This is a genomic window from Myxococcus llanfairpwllgwyngyllgogerychwyrndrobwllllantysiliogogogochensis, assembly GCF_006636215.1.
Classification (GTDB): Bacteria; Myxococcota; Myxococcia; order Myxococcales; family Myxococcaceae; genus Myxococcus; species Myxococcus llanfairpwllgwyngyllgogerychwyrndrobwllllantysiliogogogochensis.
Map to the genome: position 1 here is coordinate 16,696 of NZ_VIFM01000109.1, position 17,992 is coordinate 34,687.

The window sequence follows — 17,992 nt, forward strand, 5'->3', positions numbered from 1 at the left end:
TGGTCGTTTCGGGACGTAGCTCAGCTTGGAATAGAGCGCACGCTTGGGGTGCGTGAGGTCGCTGGTTCGAATCCAGTCGTCCCGACTCGTTGCACGCAGTGGCTGTGAGTTTCCTGGATGTAGCTCAGTCTGGCCAGAGCGCACGGTTCGGATCCGTGAGGCCGCAGGTTCAAATCCTGTCATCCAGATGTGTCGTCCGTATCAGCTCCGGGATGCGATTGGATCGCAGCACGGCCGTCTACCGTGTGAACAGGGTTCGATTCCCTGTCGGAGCGCTGGCAGCACCCCTTCAGGGATCGTGGCTTAACGGGAGAGCACTCGGCTGGCGTCCGGGCGGTCCGGGTTCGATTCCCGGCGATTCCATTCACCTCAGGCGGACATGGGGGAGCAGAGCTCCACCAGCACGCCGTTGAGGTCCTTCACGTAGGCCACCGTCTGTCCCCAGGGCTTCTGCTTGGGTGGATGGACGGGGCTCGCACCCGACTGCACCGAGCGTTGGAAGGCGGCCGCGACGTCCGGAGTGACGAGCGCCACCTCCACCGCGGCGGCGGTCTCCTTCGGCCGGTGGAAGCGCACGGTGAGGCCATTGTGGGCCGCCATCTCCTCCGACGCGAAGGCCAGGGCCGTGGTGCCCGTCTCCAGCTCTCCGTACGAGTTGCTGTCGTGGATGAAGCGCCGCTTCAGGCCGAACGCCGTCTCGTAGAAGGCGATGGTGGCGGGCACATCCGGGACGTAGAGGATGACATAGCCGAGCTGCATGGGAACGCTCCGAGGAGAAGGTGAGGTACCGCCAGGAGTCGCGGGTCTCTCATGCCCCCGCTGGAGCGTCTTGAAGAATTCGGACAGGCCTCATTCCAGGAGCCCGGTGGGGGACACTCCCGCCAGCTCGCGAACCTCGCGGGTGAAGTGGGACTGGTCCGCGTAGCCGCAGTCGAGCGCCAGGGTGCTCAGGTCCTGCTCCCCCGTGCGCAGGCGCGCGAGGGCCCGCTGGAAGCGGAGCACCCGGGCGAGCAGCTTGGGAGCCACCCCTGCCTCCTCCAGGATATCCCGATGCAGTGTCCGCTCGCTGATGCCCAGGGTGCGGGCGAGTGAGGACATGCGCACCTGCCCGGCGGACGACTGGATGCACTGCAGGGCATGGGTGGTGCGAGCCCTCGGAATGTATCGAGGGGAGGCGTTGCGAATCGAGAGCTCTTCTCGAAGCAGGGCCATGGCGTGCGTCAGCGAGCGACAGGACGACAGTCGCTGCTGGAGGGCCCGAAACACCGGCGCGCATTCCTCCACCGGGACGTTCAGGTTCCGCAGCTCGCGAGGGCTCACCCCGAGCAACGCGAGCGCCCAGCCGGGCCTGAGTCGGATGCCGAGGTTCACCGAGCCCGGCTCGAGGTCGACGAGGGCGAAGCGCTCCATGGGGCCGACCACCGTCAGACGGGGCTCGGCACCTCGGCCGACGGCGCTGGCGTCGCGGAAGTGGACGATGAGGTCCGTGCAGCCGTCGGGGAGCACCCGGTGGACGCGGGGAGGTTCGCTTGCTCCCTGGGACGTCGGGGCGACGAAGCGCCAGAAGGCGTCCACCCGGTCCGCCAGGACTCCCGAGGGCGACACCTCCGTGTAGCCGCCCAACGCCTCACCCTCGTGCATCCCACACCCTCCACATGAAGGGAGGATAGCGCTGGAGGTCGGGCCGCGCGCGGGCCTTCATGACTGGGAGAACGTGGTGACGATGCCGCAGGGCCCGCAGGCCACCGCGTACAGCATGCCGATGTCGGAGAAGCATGCGTCCTCGTCCCGGACCTGCCCGGCGGCGCGCATGGGCTCGCCACAGTTGGGGCAGCCGAAGACATCTGGTGACTGAATCCAGGAGAGGGCTCCTCCGAGACGGTGGTGCTGTTCCCGCTCGCTCCGTGGAACGCTTCGTCGGATGCGCCCGGGGATGAACTCCACCGTGCCCGTGGGCGGGGGGCGGACCTTGTGCGAATGCTGGGATTCAGAGACCTGGGAGACGGCCCGTCCCAGCGTTCCATCCCGTGACACCTCCACGTGCACCACGCCGCCCTGGAAGATGCAGGCGAGGCAGGTGGGCAGGCGAGTGGGCCAGGGGTGGCCCGTGGTGTCTTCATCGAGCCGGAGCGCGTCCACCAGTCCGGAACCGCAGGTCAGACAGGCGGCACCCACGGTGGGGAACCACAGCAGGCCCTTCGCCACGGGTGCGGGGCCGTCCTCGGACGCCTCGCTCGCGACCCCTTCGAGACATGTCCGTGAGTACAGATACACCAGCTCGCCAGAGGGGCGCCTTCCGACATCCGCCAGGAACAGCAGGTGGAGCGCCTCGCGTTGCTCCGCTTCCCCGAGCCCGGCCATCCACTGCTCCAGGGCGCGCAGGGCCTCGGGGTGTCCGCTGCGCCCGAGTGCGAGCGCGGCGGCGGCCACCGGGTCTCCCGGGGCTCGCTCCTGTCGCCCCGCGTCCTGGTGGCTCATCACCGACCCCACGGGAGGCCCGCCACGATTCGGCGTCCAGTCCGTGCGCAGCTCCTGGGTGAGCGCGAGGGCGCGGTGCAGCGGAGCGTCCACCCAGGCCAGGCACTCCGGCTCCTCTTCGCGGGAAAGCTCGTCGAGGTAGGGGTGGAAGAGGGCTGGCTCCAGCTCTACCAGGTGGGTGAAGGGCTCCTCGGCCAGATGGGAGGTCCGCTTCAGCTCCATCAACCCTCGGGCCAGGCGCGTGCGCTCCTTGGCTGTCAGCGCCTCGTAGTCGGTGGACTCCGGCTCCTCGGCGAGCCCCACGGTGTCGAGCAGCGCTGCTTCCCGCTCGAAGCGGGCCTCCTCCTCGGCGGCCTCCTGCTCGAACTGGGAGAGCTTGTCCTGCTCCATCCGTCCGGAGCGATTCACCACCTTGGCGCGCTCGCCACGGCCCAGCGGGTCGGGTTTGGTCTCCACGAGCCATACGTCGAGCCCTGTCTCAGGCTCGAAGTCGGTGCACGCCGAGGCGCCGAAGCGGACCTCGCTTCCATCCTCCGTCCGCAGGGTGCCGACGCCGTCGACGGCGTTCCATGTGACAACGAGCGCCCGGGCGGGGAGTCGATATGAACTCATGCTTGAGACGTTAAATCAGGGTTGCTCACGTGAATACACGGTTTGTCAGGAGGCAATTCCAGATGCGTCAGTCCAAGGCGAAAGGAGCGGTGACCATGCCGACGGTGAATCCGATGAGCCCGATGAATCTCAAGCGCAAGAACGACACTGTCCGCGGCATCGCCGTGCTGTTCGCGAACACCGAGCAGGACACCGCTTCTGAAGAGGATGAGTTCCTGGAAGGCATCGCGTCCTTCCGTGGAGCTCCACCCGAACTCTGAGCTTCCAGGCCACGTCGACCGACGCGGCATGGCTCTCCGAGGCCGGGCTCCCAGAGGGGACCCGGCCTCTTCCTTTTCCCCGGGTCCCCTCACCCGCAGTACCCATTTGCCTCGTTCGTCTATCGGCGAAGGACACCGCACTCTCACTGCGGAAAGACGGGTTCGACTCCCGTACGAGGTACTTCCCCAAGCTGTCTCGCAGCAGCCAGTTGCCTCGTTCGTCTATTGGCGAAGGACGCCGCACTTTCACTGCGGAAAGACGGGTTCGACTCCCGTACGGGGTACTCACGCGGTTCTTCAGGTCTTGTAGCTCAGCGGATGAGAGCACTCGGTTGCGAACCGAGAGGTCGCAGGTTCGATTCCTGCCAGGACCATACGCAACATGCACGCCGAGCCAGCGGGTGACGGCAGCGGTCTGACGTACCGCCTTCGCCGGGTTCGACTCCCGGGGCGTGCACTTTCGATGCAAGCAAGGCGCGAGGAAATGCGCCCGCGCGTTGAGTCATTCATCCGGTTGTGGCAAGGAGTGACCCGCCCGCCATGGATGAGCCTACTTCAAACCTCGTAGATGTCTGCCTTTGCCTCGCGGCCCACCAGGGGCCGTGGTGGGCGAGGCCCGTCCGTGTTGCCTCGGGTCTCCACGCCGGAACGGGCGCGCCATGAGCGCCGTCACGCTGCAAATCAACCTGGCGCCCACGGACCACCCGCACGCGCGACTCATCCTGCCGCACCAGCTCCGTCAGCTCGGTCCCTCCGTGCGGGAAATCCTGCTGGTGCTGGACCTGCATCGCAGCCAGGGCAGCCGCTTCGCGGAAGCGTGGCTGGAGCGGAAGCCCAAGATGGAGGCGTTGCTCGCGGAGCTGCGCGCCGCGGACCCCCGGGTGCGCGTGGTGGAAGTGGACTACTCGCCCGCCACCACCCAGGCCCTCTCCGAGCGCTTCTTCGGGGGCTCACGCCTGCCGATGAAGGACTCGCGCGGTGGCCCCTATCACTCCTATTTCTTTGGCGTGGCCCAGGCGGCGCATCGGCATGTCCTGCACCTGGACGCGGACATGCTCATTGGCGGCGGCTCACGGTCGTGGGTGACGGAGGCGGCGGAACAGCTCGCCGCGCGTGAGGAACTGGTGAGCTGCAGTCCGCTCTCGGGTCCTCCGAGGGCGGATGGCACCATCGGCGTGGACGCTCGTTGGTACGAGCCGGATGGCGCGCCCCAGGCGTTCCGTTTCCGTCGCTTCAGCAGCCGGGTCTTCCTGGTGGACCGCGACGTCATGACGCGGCGCCTGGGCCCGCTGCGCGCGCGACTGGCGCCCCCCATCCATGCCCTGCGGGCGCTGCGAGCCGGCAATCCGCCCTACAGGGAGCCGGAGAACCTCGTCACCCGGACCATGGCTCGCAAGGGACTGTGGCGGCTGGACTTCCTGGGCACGGGCCCCGGCCTGTGGACGCTGCATCCGCAGTACCGCTCACCCACGTTCTACGCGCGGCTGCCGGAGCTCATCGCCCGGGTGGAGTCGGGCGACATGCCCGACGCGCAGCGGGGCCAGGAGAACGTGCACGACAGCCTGGTGGACTGGTCCGATGTCCGCGCCGCGCGCAAGCGCTGGTGGCATCGGAAGTAGGAAGCTCACCCGCTCGCGGCGGGATGCTCCGTGGCGCGAGCCAGCGAGGGCAGCGCGTCCGGCCGGTCCCACAGGACGAAGTGGCTGCACCCGTCCAGCGTCACCACGCTGAGCTCCGGCATCGCTCGCTGCGCGCTCTCCAGCATGGAGGAGGCCTCCAGCACCCGGTCTTTTCCCGGGACGAGCACCGTGCCGCGCCGCACGTTCCGGAACAGGGAAGCGTCGCGCTCCCGACTCCAGGCGCCGATGTCCAGCACGTTGGCCACCATGGTCGACACCCGCTTCGGGTTGAAGGGGAAGGCCATGATGAGTTCGCGCTTGCGAGCGTCCTCCAGCGGTCCCCAGGCGCCCCGGTTGTGGCGGGAGATGGGCGCGCGGCGCCACAGGGGAATGACGAAGGGCAGCAGCCAGACCTGTGAGCGCGTCATGCTCGTGTACGGCCGTGCTTGCGGGAGCACGGGGGCCTCCAGCACCACCTCCACGCGCTCGAACAGGTCCGGCCGCAGCTTCGCGGCCTCCAGCACGACGGCTCCCCCACGCGAGTGGCCATGTACCCGCACCACGTCCGTCTTCGGCAGGTGCTCCAGTGCCTGCACCAGCACCGCGGCGTCGTGAGAGATGGTGCCCTCGGGCTGCGCTGGGACCCTCGCCCAGGGAGCGGGCTGCTCGCGAGGCGTGGTGATGGGCAGGTGGTAGTCGCAGCTCGTCACCAGGATGAGCTGGATGTCCGCCTCGCCGTAGTGGCGAGTGAAGTAGCGCATGTCCGCCACGAAGCCGTGCATGCCGATGACCGTGGCGCGGGGCTGCTCGCAGCGTCGCTCGGCGATGACCGCCTTGCCGACCCGGTAGACGTGCCCGTCGAAGGGCTCGCTCGGGCTGGGCGTGCCCTCCCTGCGCAGCAACCACTGCCGCAGGGCGAGCACGGAGACGGTGATGCCTGCAAGGACTCCGAATGCCACGTACATGCTTGCTCCCAAGGCGGGGTGGCGCCGGCGCCTCGCGGGGACGGCTCAGCTCGCCTCGCGCATCATATTGCGCGCGATGACCAGTTGCTGAATCTGACTGGTGCCCTCGTAGAGCCTGAAGAGTCGCACATCCCGATAGAAGCGCTCGATGCCGTAATCCGCGATGTAGCCCGCCCCGCCGAAAATCTGCACCGCGCGGTCGGCGACGCGTCCCACCATCTCGCTCGCGAACAGCTTGCAGCAGGAAGCCTCGGTGCTGATGTTCTGTCCCTGGTCTCTTCGCAGGGCCGCGTCCAGCACCATGCACCGGGCCGCGTAGGCCTCCATGCGGCTGTCGGCGAGCATCGCCTGGATGAGCTGGAACTCCGCGATGGGCTTGCCGAACTGCTCGCGTTCCATCGCGTAGCGGAGGCTCTCGCGGATGAGGCGCTCGGAGACACCGACACACACGGCCGCGATGTGGAGCCGGCCCCTGTCCAACACCTTCATCGCCGTCTTGAAGCCCTGGCCCTCCACGCCCCCGAGCAACTGGGTCGCCGGGACGCGACAGTCCTCGAACAGCACGTCGGCGGTGTGTGTGCCCTTCTGTCCCATCTTCCGGTCGGCGGGGCCGATGTGCAGCCCGGGTGTGCCTGCTTCGACGAGGAACGCGGAGATGCCGCCCGCGCCCTTCTCGTCGGGGTTGGTGCGAGCCATCACCGTGAACAGCCCGGCCTCCGGCGCGTTGGTGATGAAGCGCTTGGTGCCATTGAGCACGTAGACGTCACCGTCGCGCCGGGCCGTGGTCCTCAGCGACGAGGCGTCCGAGCCCGCGTTCGGCTCCGTCAGCGCGAAGGCGCCGACAATCTCTCCCGAGGCCAGGCGGGGCAGGTACTTGCTCTTCTGCTCCTCCGTGCCGTCCAGGATGATTCCCTGCGAGCCGATGCCGTTGTTGGTGCCGATGAGCGAGCGGAAGGCGGGCGACGTCTGTCCGAGCACGAAGGCCACCTGCACCTCCTGGCTCATGTTCAGTCCGATGCCGCCGTACTCCACGGGAGTGGACAGGCCGAACAGGCCCAGTCCGCGCATCTCCATGATGATGTCGGGAGGAATGGCGTCCTCATCCGCGACGCGATGCTCGTTGGGTATCAAGCGCTCCTTCACGAAGCGCTCCAGCATGGCGAGCAGCGGGTCCAGTGTGTCGTCCTCGCGAATCATGGCAGGGATTCCTTGTCAGCGGTGCTGGAGGGCCGCTTCGACGTTGCGGACGAGATTCACCAGACGGGGACCGATATCCAGGAGCAGTCGTTGGCGTGGGAGCAGGAAGGATGGGCCGCCACAGTTGAAGGCCAGCAAGCCGCTGCCGTCTGGCGCGATGAAGGGCACGCCCACCGCGTTGACGTCCTTGTCCCAGTCGCCGACGGAGAGCGTGAAGCCGTGCGTGCGGTACTCCTCGAGCGACTTCTCGATGCTGGCCTCGATGCGCGGCCACTTCTCCGGCTCGCGCTTCGCCATGTGCCCCATGAAGTAGCGACGCTCGCCCTCCGGCAGCGCCGCGAGAATCGCCCGCCCCATGGCCGTGGTGCCCAGCGGCAACCGAGAGCCGATGTCGAGCCGCAGCGTCACCGCCGCCGTGGAGCGACAGTGCTCCACGTACACGACGTTCAGACGGTCTCGACTGCCCAGGGACACCGGGACGTTGGCGTAGTCCGCCAGGTCCTGCATCAAGGGCCGCGCCACGTCGCGCACGCCCATGTTGGACAGCGCCGCGAAGCCCAGCGCCAGCACGCGGGTGCCGAGCTGGTACTTGCCCAGGCGCTGGGAATACGTGAGGTAGCCCAGCCGCGTCAGCGTGTGCGTGAGCCGGGAGATGGTGGGCTTGGGCAGCCCCGTGCTCGCCGCGAGCTCCTGGTTGCCGAGCATGGGGCGCTGAGGCGTGAAGGCGCGCAGGATTTCCAACCCGCGCGCGAGCGCCGTCACGAACTGACGGTCCTTCACTTCCTCTTCGCCCACCTGCTCCAGCGACTCCACGTAGGGGGCACCATCGTCATTGGGAGGGGATGAGAGGGCTGCGAAGCGTCGCATAGCGGTCCTGAAAGTGCGGGATTGCCTTCACGATAAACAGACAGTACAAATGGGTCAAGGTTTGCGAAACTCAATTTCGCACAGCGAAATTAGGGAGACCAGCCCATGGCTCAGGTGCTCATTGAGAAGCCAGAGGAAGGCGTCGCATTGGTGCGACTCCATCGCCCCGAGGTTCGCAATGCATTGGGGTTGGAGCTGCGTCAGGAGCTGGCTGCCTGCTTCCTGGAGCTGGGAGCGGACACGGCCGTCCGTTGCATCGTCCTGACGGGCGGACCGGAGTTCTTCGCCGCGGGCGCGGACCTGCGCGCGCTGGCGGAGGCGACGCCCGTGGAGCTGTTGCTCCGAGACACACATCGACTCTGGCAATCCCTGGTGGAGTGCCCCAGCCCGGTCATCGCCGCGGTGAATGGCTTTGCGCTCGGGGGTGGCTGTGAGCTGGCGATGCACGCGGACATGATTGTCGCGGGCGAGGGCGCCAGCTTTGGCCAGCCCGAGATTCGTGTCGGCATCATGCCGGGCGCGGGTGGCACTCAGCGCCTGACGCGGGCGGTGGGGAAGTTCAAGGCGATGAAGCTGCTGCTCACCGGCGAGCCGATGACGGCCCGGGAAGCGGAGGCGATGGGGCTGGTCACGGAGGTCGTCCCCGACGCGGAGGTGCTGGAGCGGGCGCTGGCGCTCGCGCGGAAGGTGGCGCGCATGCCGCCCCTGGCCGTGCGGCAAATCAAGGAGGTCGTCCTCGCGGGGCAGGATGCGTCGCTGTCGGAGGCGCTCTTGCTGGAGCGCAAGGCGTTCCAGCTCCTCTTCGCGACCAGAGACCAGAAGGAAGGCATGCGGGCCTTCCTGGACAAGCGCAAGCCCACCTTCGAGGGACGCTGACATGGTCGACGTCCAATCCTCCACGCTCACGCTGGGCCTCGTCGGCACCGGGGTCATGGGTCGCGGCATCGCCCAGCTCGCCGCGCAGGCGGGAATCACAGTGCGCCTGTTCGATGCCCGTCCCCAGGCCGCCGACGAAGCTCGCGCGAGCATCGCGTCGATGTTGGACTCGCTGGCGGCGAAGGGACGCTTGTCCCCCGAGGCCGCGCTCGCGGCGACGGCTCGGTTGGAGCCGGTTCCCCAGGAGTTGTCACTCGCGGGCTGTCACGTGGTGGTGGAGGCCATCGTCGAGGACCTCCGTGTGAAGCAGGAACTCTTCACTCGCCTGGAGGGAATCGTCGGTCCTGATTGCCTGCTGGCCACGAACACCTCGTCGCTGTCGGTGACGGCCATCGCCTCGGCATGCGAGCGCCCAGGGCGCGTCGGTGGCTTCCACTTCTTCAACCCCGTGCCGTTGATGAAGGTGGTGGAGGTCATCGAGGGCGCTCGCACGGAGCCCTGGGTGGGCGAGGCCCTGGTGACGCTGGCTCTGCGTCTGGGCCACCGGCCCGTGCGTGCGGCGGACACGCCGGGCTTCATCGTGAATCACGCCGGGCGCGGCTTTGGTACGGAGGCGCTGCGCATCCTCCAGGAGGGCGTCGCCTCCTTCGCGGACATCGACCGGGTGCTGCGCGAGGCCGCGGGGTTCCGGATGGGGCCCTTCGAGCTGCTGGATTTGACGGGGCTCGACGTCTCCCACCCGGTGATGGAGTCCGTCTACGAGCAGTTCTACCAGGAGCCGCGCTTCCGTCCTTCGTATGTGCTGCGGCAACGGCTCACGGCGGGACTGCTCGGACGCAAGAGCGGACAGGGCTTCTACTCACACGAAGGTGGCAAGCCGCACGTCGAACCGGAGCCCACGATTCCGTCGGGCGAGCGTCGGCCCGTGTGGGTCGCCGCCGATGAGCCTGGCTGGCGCGACGCACTCCTGTCCCTGGTGCGCGCGGCGGGCTGGTTCCCAGATGACGGTGAGCGACCCGCGCCGGAGTCACTGTGTCTGGTGGCACCGCTGGGGCGTGATGCGACCACCACCGCGCTGGCGCTGGAGGTGGACCCCGAGCGCACCGTGGCCGTGGACCTCTTGTTCGGTCCGGAGCGCCGCCGCACGGTGATGACGACGCCGGTGACACGTCAGCCATTCCTGGACTCGGCGCTGGCGCTGCTCGCGGCGGACGGCACCGCGGTGTCGCGCATCCATGACAGCACGGGCTTCGTCGCGCAGCGCGTGCTCGCCACGCTCGTCAACATCGCTTGCGACATCGCGCAGCAGCGCATCGCGAGTCCCGAGGACATCGATGCCGCCGTGACGCTGGGGCTCGGCTATCCCCGAGGGCCGCTGGCCTGGGGTGACGCGCTCGGGCCTCGCAGGTTGTTGAGGGTGCTGGAGGCCATCCACTCCGCCTCCGGAGACCCGCGCTACCGCGCCAGTCCGTGGTTGTCCCGCCGAGCCCGGCTCGGTGTCTCCCTCCTCACTCCGGAGAAGTGACTCTCATGAGCGCCTATATCTACGACGGGCTGCGCACGCCGTTCGGTCGTCATGCCGGAGCCCTGGCCCCAGTGCGTCCCGATGACCTGCTCTCGGGTGTCATCCGGACGCTGCTCACTCGAGGCCCCTTCGAGCCCGGTGCCGTCGAGGACGTCGTCATCGGCTGCGCCAATCAAGCGGGCGAGGACAGCCGCAATGTGGCGCGGCATGCGGCGCTGCTTGCGGGACTGCCTCTCGAGGTCGGCGGCGTCACGGTGAATCGGCTGTGCGGCAGCGGTCTCGCCGCGGTGCTGGATGCCGCGCGCGCCGTGATGACGGGGCAGGGTGAGCTGCTTGTCGCGGGAGGCGTGGAGAGCATGAGCCGCGCGCCCTTCGCGATGGGCAAGGCGGAGTCGCCCTACAGCCGTGAAGCCCAGGTCTTCGACACGACGCTGGGCGCGCGGTTCCCCAACGCACGCCTCGTGGCTCGCTTCGGCGGGGACACGATGCCAGAGACGGCGGACAACATCGCCCGGGATTTGGGCATTGGTCGAGCGGCGACGGACCGCTTTGCCCTCGCATCCCAGCAGAAATACGCCACTGCCCAGGCGCGCGGGTTTTTCTCCGGCGAGCTGGTCCCCGTGGAACTTCCGGGCCGACGGGGCGCCGTCACCACGGTGTCGGCGGATGAGCATCCGCGCGCGGACACCACACTCGACAAGTTATCCACACTGAAGCCGCTCGCGCCGGACGGGGTCGTCACCGCGGGCAACGCCTCCGGCATCAACGACGGCGCGGCGGCCCTGCTCATCGGCTCCCTCAACGCGGGCGAGGATGCGGGGTGCAAGCCGCTCGCGCGCATCGTCTCGGCCGCCATCGCCGGGGTTCCGCCGCGCACCATGGGCCTGGGTCCTGTCCCGGCCGCGCGCAAGGCGCTGGAGCGGGCGCGACTGACGCTGGCCGACGTGGACGTCATCGAAATCAACGAGGCCTTCGCCGTGCAGGTGCTCGGCTGCCTCAAGCTGCTGGAGCTGAGCGAGGACGACAGCCGGGTGAATCCGAATGGCGGCGCCATCGCTGTCGGTCATCCGCTGGGGGCCTCCGGTGCGCGCCTGGCGCTGACGGCCGCGCGCCAGCTCCAGGTCTCCGGTGGTCGCTACGCGCTCGTCAGCATGTGCATCGGGGTGGGGCAGGGCATCGCCGCTGTCCTGGAGCGCGTCTGACGGCTCCGCTCATTCCTCTGACGTTGGGAGAACCGCATGCAGGTCTACGACAAGCTCTACATCCACGGTGAGTGGGTGGCGTCCCTGGGGACGCGACACATCGATGTGCTCAGCGCCTCCACCGAGGAGGTCATGGGGCGAATCCCCGAAGGCACCGTGGAGGACGTGGACCGGGCGGTGCGCGCCGCTCGTGCCGCCTTCGACACGTGGTCCACCCGCCCCGTCGAGGAGCGCGCAGCCCTGCTGCGCCGGCTCCAGGCGGGGCTGACGGCGCGACAGGATGAGTTGGCCCGGACGATTACGGGCGAGCTGGGCATGCCCATCGCGCTGTCGAAGCCCATCCAGGTGGGAACGCCCATCGCCGTCACGGGCACCTATGTGCAGCTCCTCCAGGACCTCTCCTTCGAGGAGCAGGTGGGCAACTCCCTGGTGGTGCGCGAGCCGGTGGGCGTCGTCGCCTGCATCACTCCGTGGAACTACCCGCTCCATCAGACCATCGCGAAGGTAGCTCCCGCGCTGGCGGCGGGCTGCACCGTCGTCCTCAAGCCGAGCGAAGTGGCTCCGCTCAACGCCTTCATGCTCGCGGAGATTCTTCACGAGGCTGGAGTGCCGCCCGGGGTCTTCAACCTCGTCTCGGGAACGGGCCCCGTCGTGGGCGAGGCGCTCGTGCGTCACCCCGAGGTGGACATGGTGTCCTTCACGGGCTCGACGCGCGCGGGGCGCCGCGTGTCGGAGGTGGCGGCGGCCACCGTCAAGCGGGTGTCGTTGGAGTTGGGCGGCAAGTCCGCGTCCATCATCCTCGATGACGCGAACCTCAAGACCGCCGTGAAGCGGATCGTCGGCAACTGCTTCCTCAACAGCGGGCAGACGTGCACGGCCCACACGCGCCTGCTCGTTCCGCGCGCGCAGCATGAAGAGGCCGTGAAGCTGGCCGCGGAGGTGGCCGCCGGCTTCACGCTGGGGGACCCGTTCAAGGGCGAGGCGAAGCTCGGTCCCGTCATCTCCGATGCGCAGCGCACGCGGGTTCGTGAGTACATCCAGCAGGGTATCCGCGAGGGCGCGAAGCTCGTCGCCGGTGGTCCCGAGCAGCCAGAGGGACTCCCGAAGGGCTACTACGTGAAGCCCACCGTCTTCGCGAACGTCACCCCGGAGATGTGCATCGCGCAGGAGGAAATCTTCGGTCCCGTGCTCGCCATCATGCCGTACGACGACGAGGACGACGCGGTCCGCATCGCGAACAGCACCATCTACGGCCTCGCCGGTGGCGTCTGGTCGGAGGATGTGGAGCGCGCGAAGCGGGTGGCTCGGCGGATGCGCACCGGTCAGGTGGACATCAACGGAGGCCGCTTCAATCCGCTGGCGCCGTTCGGTGGCTACCGACAGTCCGGACATGGCCGTGAGCTGGGCCGGTACGGGCTGGAGGAGTTCCAGGAGCTCAAGGCGATGCAGCTCTGACGTTCGTCCGTCGTCCCCCCTCTCGTTGTCTCCCTCCGAATCAGGAGCCCCCATGAAGGCCGCCGTGTGTTTCGAGAAGGACGTGCTGACCATCACCGACGTGAGCTTCGAGCCGCCCAAGGCGCGCGAGTTGCTCGTCCGCATGGTTGCCTGTGGTGTCTGTCACACGGACCTGTCCGTGGTGAACGGCACCGTGAAGATGAAGCTCCCCTGTGTGCTCGGGCACGAGGGCGCGGGCATCGTCGAGGAAGTAGGCGAGGACGTCACCCACGTGAAGAAGGGCGACAAGGTCGTCCTCTCGTGGGTCGCGCAATGTGGGGAGTGTTACTTCTGTCGCATCCAACGTCCGAACCTGTGTGAGCTGGGCGAACGCATCAACGCGAGCAACCGGATGCCGGACGGCAGCTCGCGGCTGCGCAAGGATTCGCGAGAGCTGAATGTCTTCTCAGCGCTCGGTGCGCTGGCGGAGTACGCGGTGGTTCCCGCTCGGGCGGCGGTGCGGCTCCCTGAGGACGCGCCGCTGGACAAGGCCGCGCTGATTGGCTGCGCGGTGACGACGGGCGTGGGCGCGGTGCTCAACACGGCGCAGATGCCGCCCGGTGGCTCGGTGGTGGTGTTCGGCACGGGCGGCGTGGGGTTGAACATCATCCAGGGCGCGGTGATTGCCGGCGCGGAGCGCATCATCGCGGTGGACGTCCACCCGAGGAAGCTGGAGTTCGCCAAGGTCTTCGGCGCGACGGACGTCATCGACGCGCGAGAGACGGACCCGGTAGTGGCCATCCGTGAGCTGACGAAGGGACGGGGCGCGGACTACGCGTACGAAGCGGTGGGCCGCAAGGAGACCATCGAGCAGGCGTACCAGTGCACGCGCAAGGCTGGCACCTGTGTCGTCGTCGGCGTGGGCAGCGTGAAGGAGCAGATCAGCCTGAACGTCTTCGTGCTGCCCCTGTTCGAGAAGCGGCTGCTCGGCTCCTGGTTCGGGACGGCGGACATCCACCGCGACATGCCCCGGCTGCTGGAGCTCTACACGCAGAAGAAGCTCAAGCTGGATGAGCTGGTGACGACGACGTACACGCTGGACCAGCTCGACCGGGCCTTCACCGACATGAACAGCGGAGTGAATGCCCGGGGCGTCGTCCTCTTCTGACGCGCGGGCTCCTATTCCGCATCGTCGGCGATTCGCCAGTCCGGCCCTGGGGGAACAACCGAAGTCCCCAGGGCCTCGAGCGCGATGGCCTCCAGTTCGTCGAGTGTGTCCGCACCGCGTATCCAGTCCCGACCTCCATGCTGACCAATGCGGGCTTCCCAGCCCGTGGAGACGGGATAAAGCGCGACCCGTCGATCAATGACCGAGATGTCGAGGTCCATCGTGTCAGGCGAAGCGTCGAGGACGACGCGCCTGGGAGGAGTACCCACGACGATGCCTGCCGCGGCGAAGAAGGGCGCGGTACGGCAGAAGAAGCCCCTCTCCTTCATCCTTCGCCCCAGCTCGTCGAGACTCCGCTGCTGCTCGTCGCTCACCCGCACCTCCTTGCTGTGTGACTCGTACTACGTCCGCTCCCAGGGAGGTGTCCCTCGGAACTGCTCGGCGAGGAAGTCGACCATCAGTCGGACCTTGGCGGAGAGGTGTCGCCGGCTGGGATAGATGGCGAGGATGTCGATGTCTGGCAGCGAGTACTCCGACAGGACTCGCACGAGGCGCCCGGCGCGAAGGTCCTCGCCAATCAGGAAGCTCGGTTGCCAGATGAGTCCACGGCCCGCGAGCGCGGCGGCCCGGACGGTGTCGCCATTGTTGCTCTGCATCACGCTGCGCATGTGCACGACTTGGGTCCTGCCCGCCGCGTCCGTGAGCGGCCACTCCTCGGCCATCGACGAGTTGCTGTACGCGACGCAGACATGCTGGGAGAGGTCGTCCAGTCTCCTGGGCACACCGTGTCGCGCCAGGTACTCGGGCGACGCGCAGACCAGGTTGTGTGAAGTGGAGAGCCGCCGGCCGATGTTGCTCCCCGCTCCACCACGCGAGATTCGGATGGCCAGGTCGTAGCCCTCTTCGACGAGGTCCACGACGCGGTCGGAGAGCGACACATCCAACTCGACCTCCGGATGGCGCTCGAGGAAGAGGGGCCACAATGGCGCGAGGTGCAGGATGCCGAAGCTCAGCGGCGCGTTGAGGCGCAGGCGGCCTCGTGCCTGGACGGTGCTCGCCGAAGCCAGGGCCTCGGCCTCCGCCACTTCCTCCAGGATGGTGCGCGCTCGCTCGTACAGTGCCTTGCCGCTCTCCGTCAGCGACACTCGACGTGACGTGCGGTTGAGCAGGCGCGTGCCGAGATGTCGCTCCAACTCGTGCACGTAGCGCGTGACGTTGGCCGCCGACGTGTCGAGCGCGTCCGCCGCCTGGGTGAAGCTGCCTCGCTGGACGACGGAGGCGAAGACCTCGAAGGCTCGGAGACGATCCACGGGTGCGGCCTCCCATCATTCATAAAAGCTGAATGAGTAGACCAGCTTCCAACCCTTACGCCCAGGAAAGCTGAGGCGTATCTCTCTTTCATCGACGCCGGCACCTCGCCGGCCGAATCGCGGGAGAGCCAGTCATGGAACGGTTGAACGGGAAGGTCGCCATCATCACCGGAGCGAGCGCGGGCATCGGACGGGCGGCGGCGAAGCTGTTCGCGGCCGAGGGCGCGAAGGTGGTGGTGGGCGCGCGCCGCAAGGAGGAGCTGGACTCGCTGGTCGCCGAAATCGTCGCGGCCGGTGGAGAGGCCGTAGCGCTGGCGGGCGATGTTCGCTCGGAAGAGTACGCCCGCGCGCTGGTGGCGCTCGCGGTGCGGCGCTTCGACCGGTTGGACATCGCCTTCAACAACGCGGGCGTCATGGGCGAGAGCGGCCCGAGCACCGAGGTCTCGGAGCAGGGCTTCAGCGACACGTTGGCGGTGAACCTGACCGCGGCCTTCCTCGGCGCGAAGCACCAACTGGGGCCCATGGTGAAGCAGGGCGCGGGCTCCATCATCTTCACGTCGACGTTCGTCGGCTACAGCTTCGCCTTCCCGGGCACCGCGGCCTACTCCGCGAGCAAGTCCGGACTGGTGGGGCTGACCCAGGCGCTCGCCGCCGAGTACGGCCCGAAGGGCGTCCGGGTGAACGCGCTGCTGCCCGGTGGTGTCGACACGCCGATGTATCAATCGGTGAACGCGTCGCCGGAGTCGAAGACGTTCATCACCGGGCTGCACGCCCTGAAGCGGGTGGCCACGCCCGAGGAGCTGGCGAAGGCGGCGCTGTTCCTCGCCTCCGATGACGCGTCCTTCGTGACAGGCACCGCGACGCTGGTGGACGGAGGTGTGTCCATCACCCGGACGTGAGCCATGCACATCCAACCGCGAGGAGACGGCCCGAGTGACAGGGCCGTCTCCCGATGACGGAGTTCCTAGAAGAACACGTGCGTGAAGCGCGCGCCGATGAACTGGCTCTTCGTCACGCCCTCCGAGACAGCGACGTCGGGCTGGAACTGGAGCATCAGCGTGGACGCCTTCTCCAGCCGGATGCCCATCGTCAGCCGCAGCGACTGCACCGTGGTGCGCTTGGCGACCTCCACCTCACCCACGGGCGTATCAATGGTGCGCTTGCCGGACGCCTCGACGATGTACCCCGCGCCGGTGAAGAACGTGGAGGACAGGTCCATGCCGAAGTGGAAGATGCCGCCGAAGGACGGCGCCTGGCTCATCACCAGCTTCGAGCCACCCTCCGCGCTCGGTACCAGGAACTCGTCGTTGTCGCCCTGGAAGGCCATGCTCGCCATCGCCTCCACCGTGAAGATCTTCTTGAAGCGCTGTCCCGCGACGAGCTGCGGGCGCACCACCCAGCGGTTGGCGCCGATGTTCACCAGCTTGTTGCTGTCGTACTGGCCCACCGGGACGGTGACGTAGGGCGTGAAGGCGAACCACGTATGGGTGTTGTCCTCGGGGTTCTGAACGAGCCCATATCCAATCGTGGGGATGTACGTGACGTCGCCCACGCCGGAAGCGCGCAGCGCCGTCTTCGGGGCGGACGGCGTCGCGGGGTTGCCCGTGAACACCGTCACGTCGACCACCGGCAGGCTCACGTCGAACGGGACGACGACGAGGTCACCGAACTTGAGCACGTAGGTTGCGCGGAAGGCCGCCTGGAGTTGTGAGAAGTCACGCTCGCCGGAGGCAGATACGTGACGCAGGTACATGTTGGAGATGATGCCCCGGTGCGGCACGAAGAAACCGGCCTCGTAGTCACGCAGGTCCGCCTGCTGGGCCTGGGCACCGGTGGCCGACAGCAACGATACGAACAGGACAGTGAGCAGCACGCGCTTCATGGTGATTCCCTCCCTCATTGAACGTCGACGACTTGGATTGACTCAGTAACGGAACGGCCACGCCTGGAAGTACCGTCGGACCCGCAGCCACACGCCGAACAACCCCAGCGGCTCCAGCACCAGCACCAGCACCACCACCAGCGACAGCAACACCGTCGCCTGCTGCGCGGACGTGAGCTGGTTCACCAGGGGAATCGCGCCGCCCACCGTCTCCGCCAGGGGACTCAAGAAGGTGAACGCGAGCGCGCCACTCACTGCGCCGAACACCGTGCCCACCCCTCCCAACACAATCATCGCGATGTATTGGATGGAGAGGTTCAGGTCGAAGGGCGGCTCGACGGTGATGTATTGCTGCTGGAACGCGAACATCGCCCCGGCGATGCCCGCGAGGAAGGACGACACACCGAACGCCTGGAGCTTCGCCTGCGTCGTGCCGACCCCGAGCACCTCCGCCGCGAGGTCCTGGTCCCTCACCGCCATCATCGCCCTGCCACTGTCGGAGCGCTGGAGGTTCTTCGTCAGCCACACCGTGCCCGCGGCCAGGAGCGTGAAGACGAAGTACAACTTCCGCTCGAAGGTGAAGCCCACCCCACCCAC

General features: G+C 67.8%; 18 protein-coding genes and 7 tRNA genes. 15 read left to right on the forward strand and 10 right to left on the reverse strand.

Annotated elements, in window-relative coordinates:
- The first annotated feature begins 9 nt into the window (after nucleotides 1–9).
- From FJV41_RS25215 to FJV41_RS25225, 3 genes are all read left to right on the forward strand, one after another.
- Nucleotides 10–85 (forward strand) — tRNA-Pro (locus FJV41_RS25215).
- A 28-nt stretch (nucleotides 86–113) separates the two neighbouring features.
- Nucleotides 114–188, forward strand: a tRNA-Pro gene (locus FJV41_RS25220).
- Nucleotides 189–292: 104 nt separating this feature from the next.
- Nucleotides 293–363 (forward strand) — tRNA-Ala (locus FJV41_RS25225).
- 6 nt (nucleotides 364–369) lie between these two features.
- Here the strand turns inward: FJV41_RS25225 and FJV41_RS25230 are convergent.
- From FJV41_RS25230 to FJV41_RS25240, 3 genes are all read right to left on the reverse strand, one after another.
- Nucleotides 370–759 (reverse strand): VOC family protein, encoded by a 390-nt coding sequence (locus FJV41_RS25230; RefSeq protein WP_141645102.1) that lies wholly within the window; start codon nucleotides 757–759, stop codon nucleotides 370–372.
- 90 nt (nucleotides 760–849) lie between these two features.
- A complete protein-coding gene (locus FJV41_RS25235) occupies nucleotides 850–1,641 on the reverse strand; it encodes a helix-turn-helix transcriptional regulator (protein ID WP_141645103.1) in 792 nt (263 codons plus the stop codon).
- Nucleotides 1,642–1,698: 57 nt separating this feature from the next.
- Nucleotides 1,699–3,090 (reverse strand): hypothetical protein, encoded by a 1,392-nt coding sequence (locus tag FJV41_RS25240; protein ID WP_141645104.1) that lies wholly within the window; start codon nucleotides 3,088–3,090, stop codon nucleotides 1,699–1,701.
- Between the two features lie 62 nt (nucleotides 3,091–3,152).
- Between FJV41_RS25240 and FJV41_RS25245 the strand changes: the two genes are divergently transcribed.
- From FJV41_RS25245 to FJV41_RS25265, 6 genes are all read left to right on the forward strand, one after another.
- A complete protein-coding gene (locus FJV41_RS25245) occupies nucleotides 3,153–3,350 on the forward strand; it encodes a hypothetical protein (protein WP_141645105.1) in 198 nt (65 codons plus the stop codon).
- Between the two features lie 108 nt (nucleotides 3,351–3,458).
- Nucleotides 3,459–3,531, forward strand: a tRNA-Glu gene (locus FJV41_RS25250).
- Between the two features lie 30 nt (nucleotides 3,532–3,561).
- Nucleotides 3,562–3,634: transfer RNA gene (locus FJV41_RS25255), tRNA-Glu, on the forward strand.
- A 16-nt stretch (nucleotides 3,635–3,650) separates the two neighbouring features.
- A tRNA-Arg gene (locus FJV41_RS25260) sits at nucleotides 3,651–3,724 on the forward strand.
- 10 nt (nucleotides 3,725–3,734) lie between these two features.
- Nucleotides 3,735–3,807 (forward strand) — tRNA-Val (locus FJV41_RS52475).
- A gap of 202 nt (nucleotides 3,808–4,009) precedes the next feature.
- A complete protein-coding gene (locus tag FJV41_RS25265) occupies nucleotides 4,010–4,969 on the forward strand; it encodes a hypothetical protein (RefSeq protein ID WP_141645106.1) in 960 nt (319 codons plus the stop codon).
- A gap of 5 nt (nucleotides 4,970–4,974) precedes the next feature.
- On the opposite strand, the gene FJV41_RS25270 is transcribed toward FJV41_RS25265, so the two are convergent.
- Genes FJV41_RS25270 through FJV41_RS25280 form a run of 3 tightly spaced genes read right to left on the reverse strand, consistent with a single transcriptional unit; the run spans nucleotide 4,975 to nucleotide 7,998 of the window.
- A complete protein-coding gene (locus FJV41_RS25270) occupies nucleotides 4,975–5,934 on the reverse strand; it encodes an alpha/beta hydrolase (protein ID WP_141645107.1) in 960 nt (319 codons plus the stop codon).
- A 45-nt stretch (nucleotides 5,935–5,979) separates the two neighbouring features.
- On the reverse strand, nucleotides 5,980–7,131 hold the full coding sequence (locus FJV41_RS25275; RefSeq protein ID WP_141645108.1) for an acyl-CoA dehydrogenase family protein: 1,152 nt from the start codon (nucleotides 7,129–7,131) through the stop codon (nucleotides 5,980–5,982).
- Between the two features lie 15 nt (nucleotides 7,132–7,146).
- Nucleotides 7,147–7,998 (reverse strand): IclR family transcriptional regulator, encoded by an 852-nt coding sequence (locus FJV41_RS25280; RefSeq protein WP_141645109.1) that lies wholly within the window; start codon nucleotides 7,996–7,998, stop codon nucleotides 7,147–7,149.
- Between the two features lie 105 nt (nucleotides 7,999–8,103).
- Between FJV41_RS25280 and FJV41_RS25285 the strand changes: the two genes are divergently transcribed.
- The 5 genes from FJV41_RS25285 to FJV41_RS25305 are packed head-to-tail and all read left to right on the forward strand — an operon-like array spanning nucleotide 8,104 to nucleotide 14,203.
- On the forward strand, nucleotides 8,104–8,874 hold the full coding sequence (locus FJV41_RS25285; RefSeq protein ID WP_141645110.1) for an enoyl-CoA hydratase: 771 nt from the start codon (nucleotides 8,104–8,106) through the stop codon (nucleotides 8,872–8,874).
- Between the two features lies 1 nt (nucleotide 8,875).
- Nucleotides 8,876–10,399, forward strand: a complete 1,524-nt coding sequence (locus FJV41_RS25290; protein ID WP_141645111.1) for a 3-hydroxyacyl-CoA dehydrogenase — start codon at nucleotides 8,876–8,878, stop codon at nucleotides 10,397–10,399.
- A 5-nt stretch (nucleotides 10,400–10,404) separates the two neighbouring features.
- Nucleotides 10,405–11,601, forward strand: coding sequence for a 3-oxoadipyl-CoA thiolase (locus tag FJV41_RS25295; RefSeq protein WP_141645112.1), 1,197 nt, complete (start codon nucleotides 10,405–10,407; stop codon nucleotides 11,599–11,601).
- A gap of 36 nt (nucleotides 11,602–11,637) precedes the next feature.
- The gene (locus tag FJV41_RS25300; RefSeq protein WP_141645113.1) at nucleotides 11,638–13,056 is read left to right on the forward strand and encodes an aldehyde dehydrogenase family protein; all 1,419 of its coding nucleotides are present in this window, start codon (nucleotides 11,638–11,640) and stop codon (nucleotides 13,054–13,056) included.
- Between the two features lie 52 nt (nucleotides 13,057–13,108).
- On the forward strand, nucleotides 13,109–14,203 hold the full coding sequence (locus tag FJV41_RS25305) for a Zn-dependent alcohol dehydrogenase (RefSeq protein ID WP_141645114.1): 1,095 nt from the start codon (nucleotides 13,109–13,111) through the stop codon (nucleotides 14,201–14,203).
- A gap of 11 nt (nucleotides 14,204–14,214) precedes the next feature.
- Here FJV41_RS25305 and FJV41_RS25310 read toward each other — a convergent pair whose 3' ends face one another.
- Together FJV41_RS25310 and FJV41_RS25315 are read right to left on the reverse strand one after the other, a co-directional pair.
- Complete coding sequence (locus FJV41_RS25310) at nucleotides 14,215–14,577, reverse strand: hypothetical protein (RefSeq protein WP_141645115.1); 363 nt, start codon at nucleotides 14,575–14,577, stop codon at nucleotides 14,215–14,217.
- A gap of 27 nt (nucleotides 14,578–14,604) precedes the next feature.
- Complete coding sequence (locus FJV41_RS25315; protein ID WP_141645116.1) at nucleotides 14,605–15,513, reverse strand: LysR family transcriptional regulator; 909 nt, start codon at nucleotides 15,511–15,513, stop codon at nucleotides 14,605–14,607.
- Between the two features lie 134 nt (nucleotides 15,514–15,647).
- On the opposite strand from FJV41_RS25315, the gene FJV41_RS25320 reads away from it, so the two are divergent.
- Nucleotides 15,648–16,412 carry an SDR family oxidoreductase gene (locus FJV41_RS25320; RefSeq protein WP_141645117.1) on the forward strand — a complete coding sequence of 255 codons (765 nt, stop codon included), beginning with the start codon at nucleotides 15,648–15,650 and terminating at the stop codon, nucleotides 16,410–16,412.
- A gap of 65 nt (nucleotides 16,413–16,477) precedes the next feature.
- Here FJV41_RS25320 and FJV41_RS25325 read toward each other — a convergent pair whose 3' ends face one another.
- Together FJV41_RS25325 and FJV41_RS25330 are read right to left on the reverse strand one after the other, a co-directional pair.
- Nucleotides 16,478–17,395, reverse strand: coding sequence for a transporter (locus tag FJV41_RS25325; protein WP_174457016.1), 918 nt, complete (start codon nucleotides 17,393–17,395; stop codon nucleotides 16,478–16,480).
- 42 nt (nucleotides 17,396–17,437) lie between these two features.
- Nucleotides 17,438–17,992, reverse strand: a 555-nt coding sequence (locus tag FJV41_RS25330) for a branched-chain amino acid ABC transporter permease (RefSeq protein ID WP_181790926.1), incomplete at its 5' end; no start/stop codon positions are given.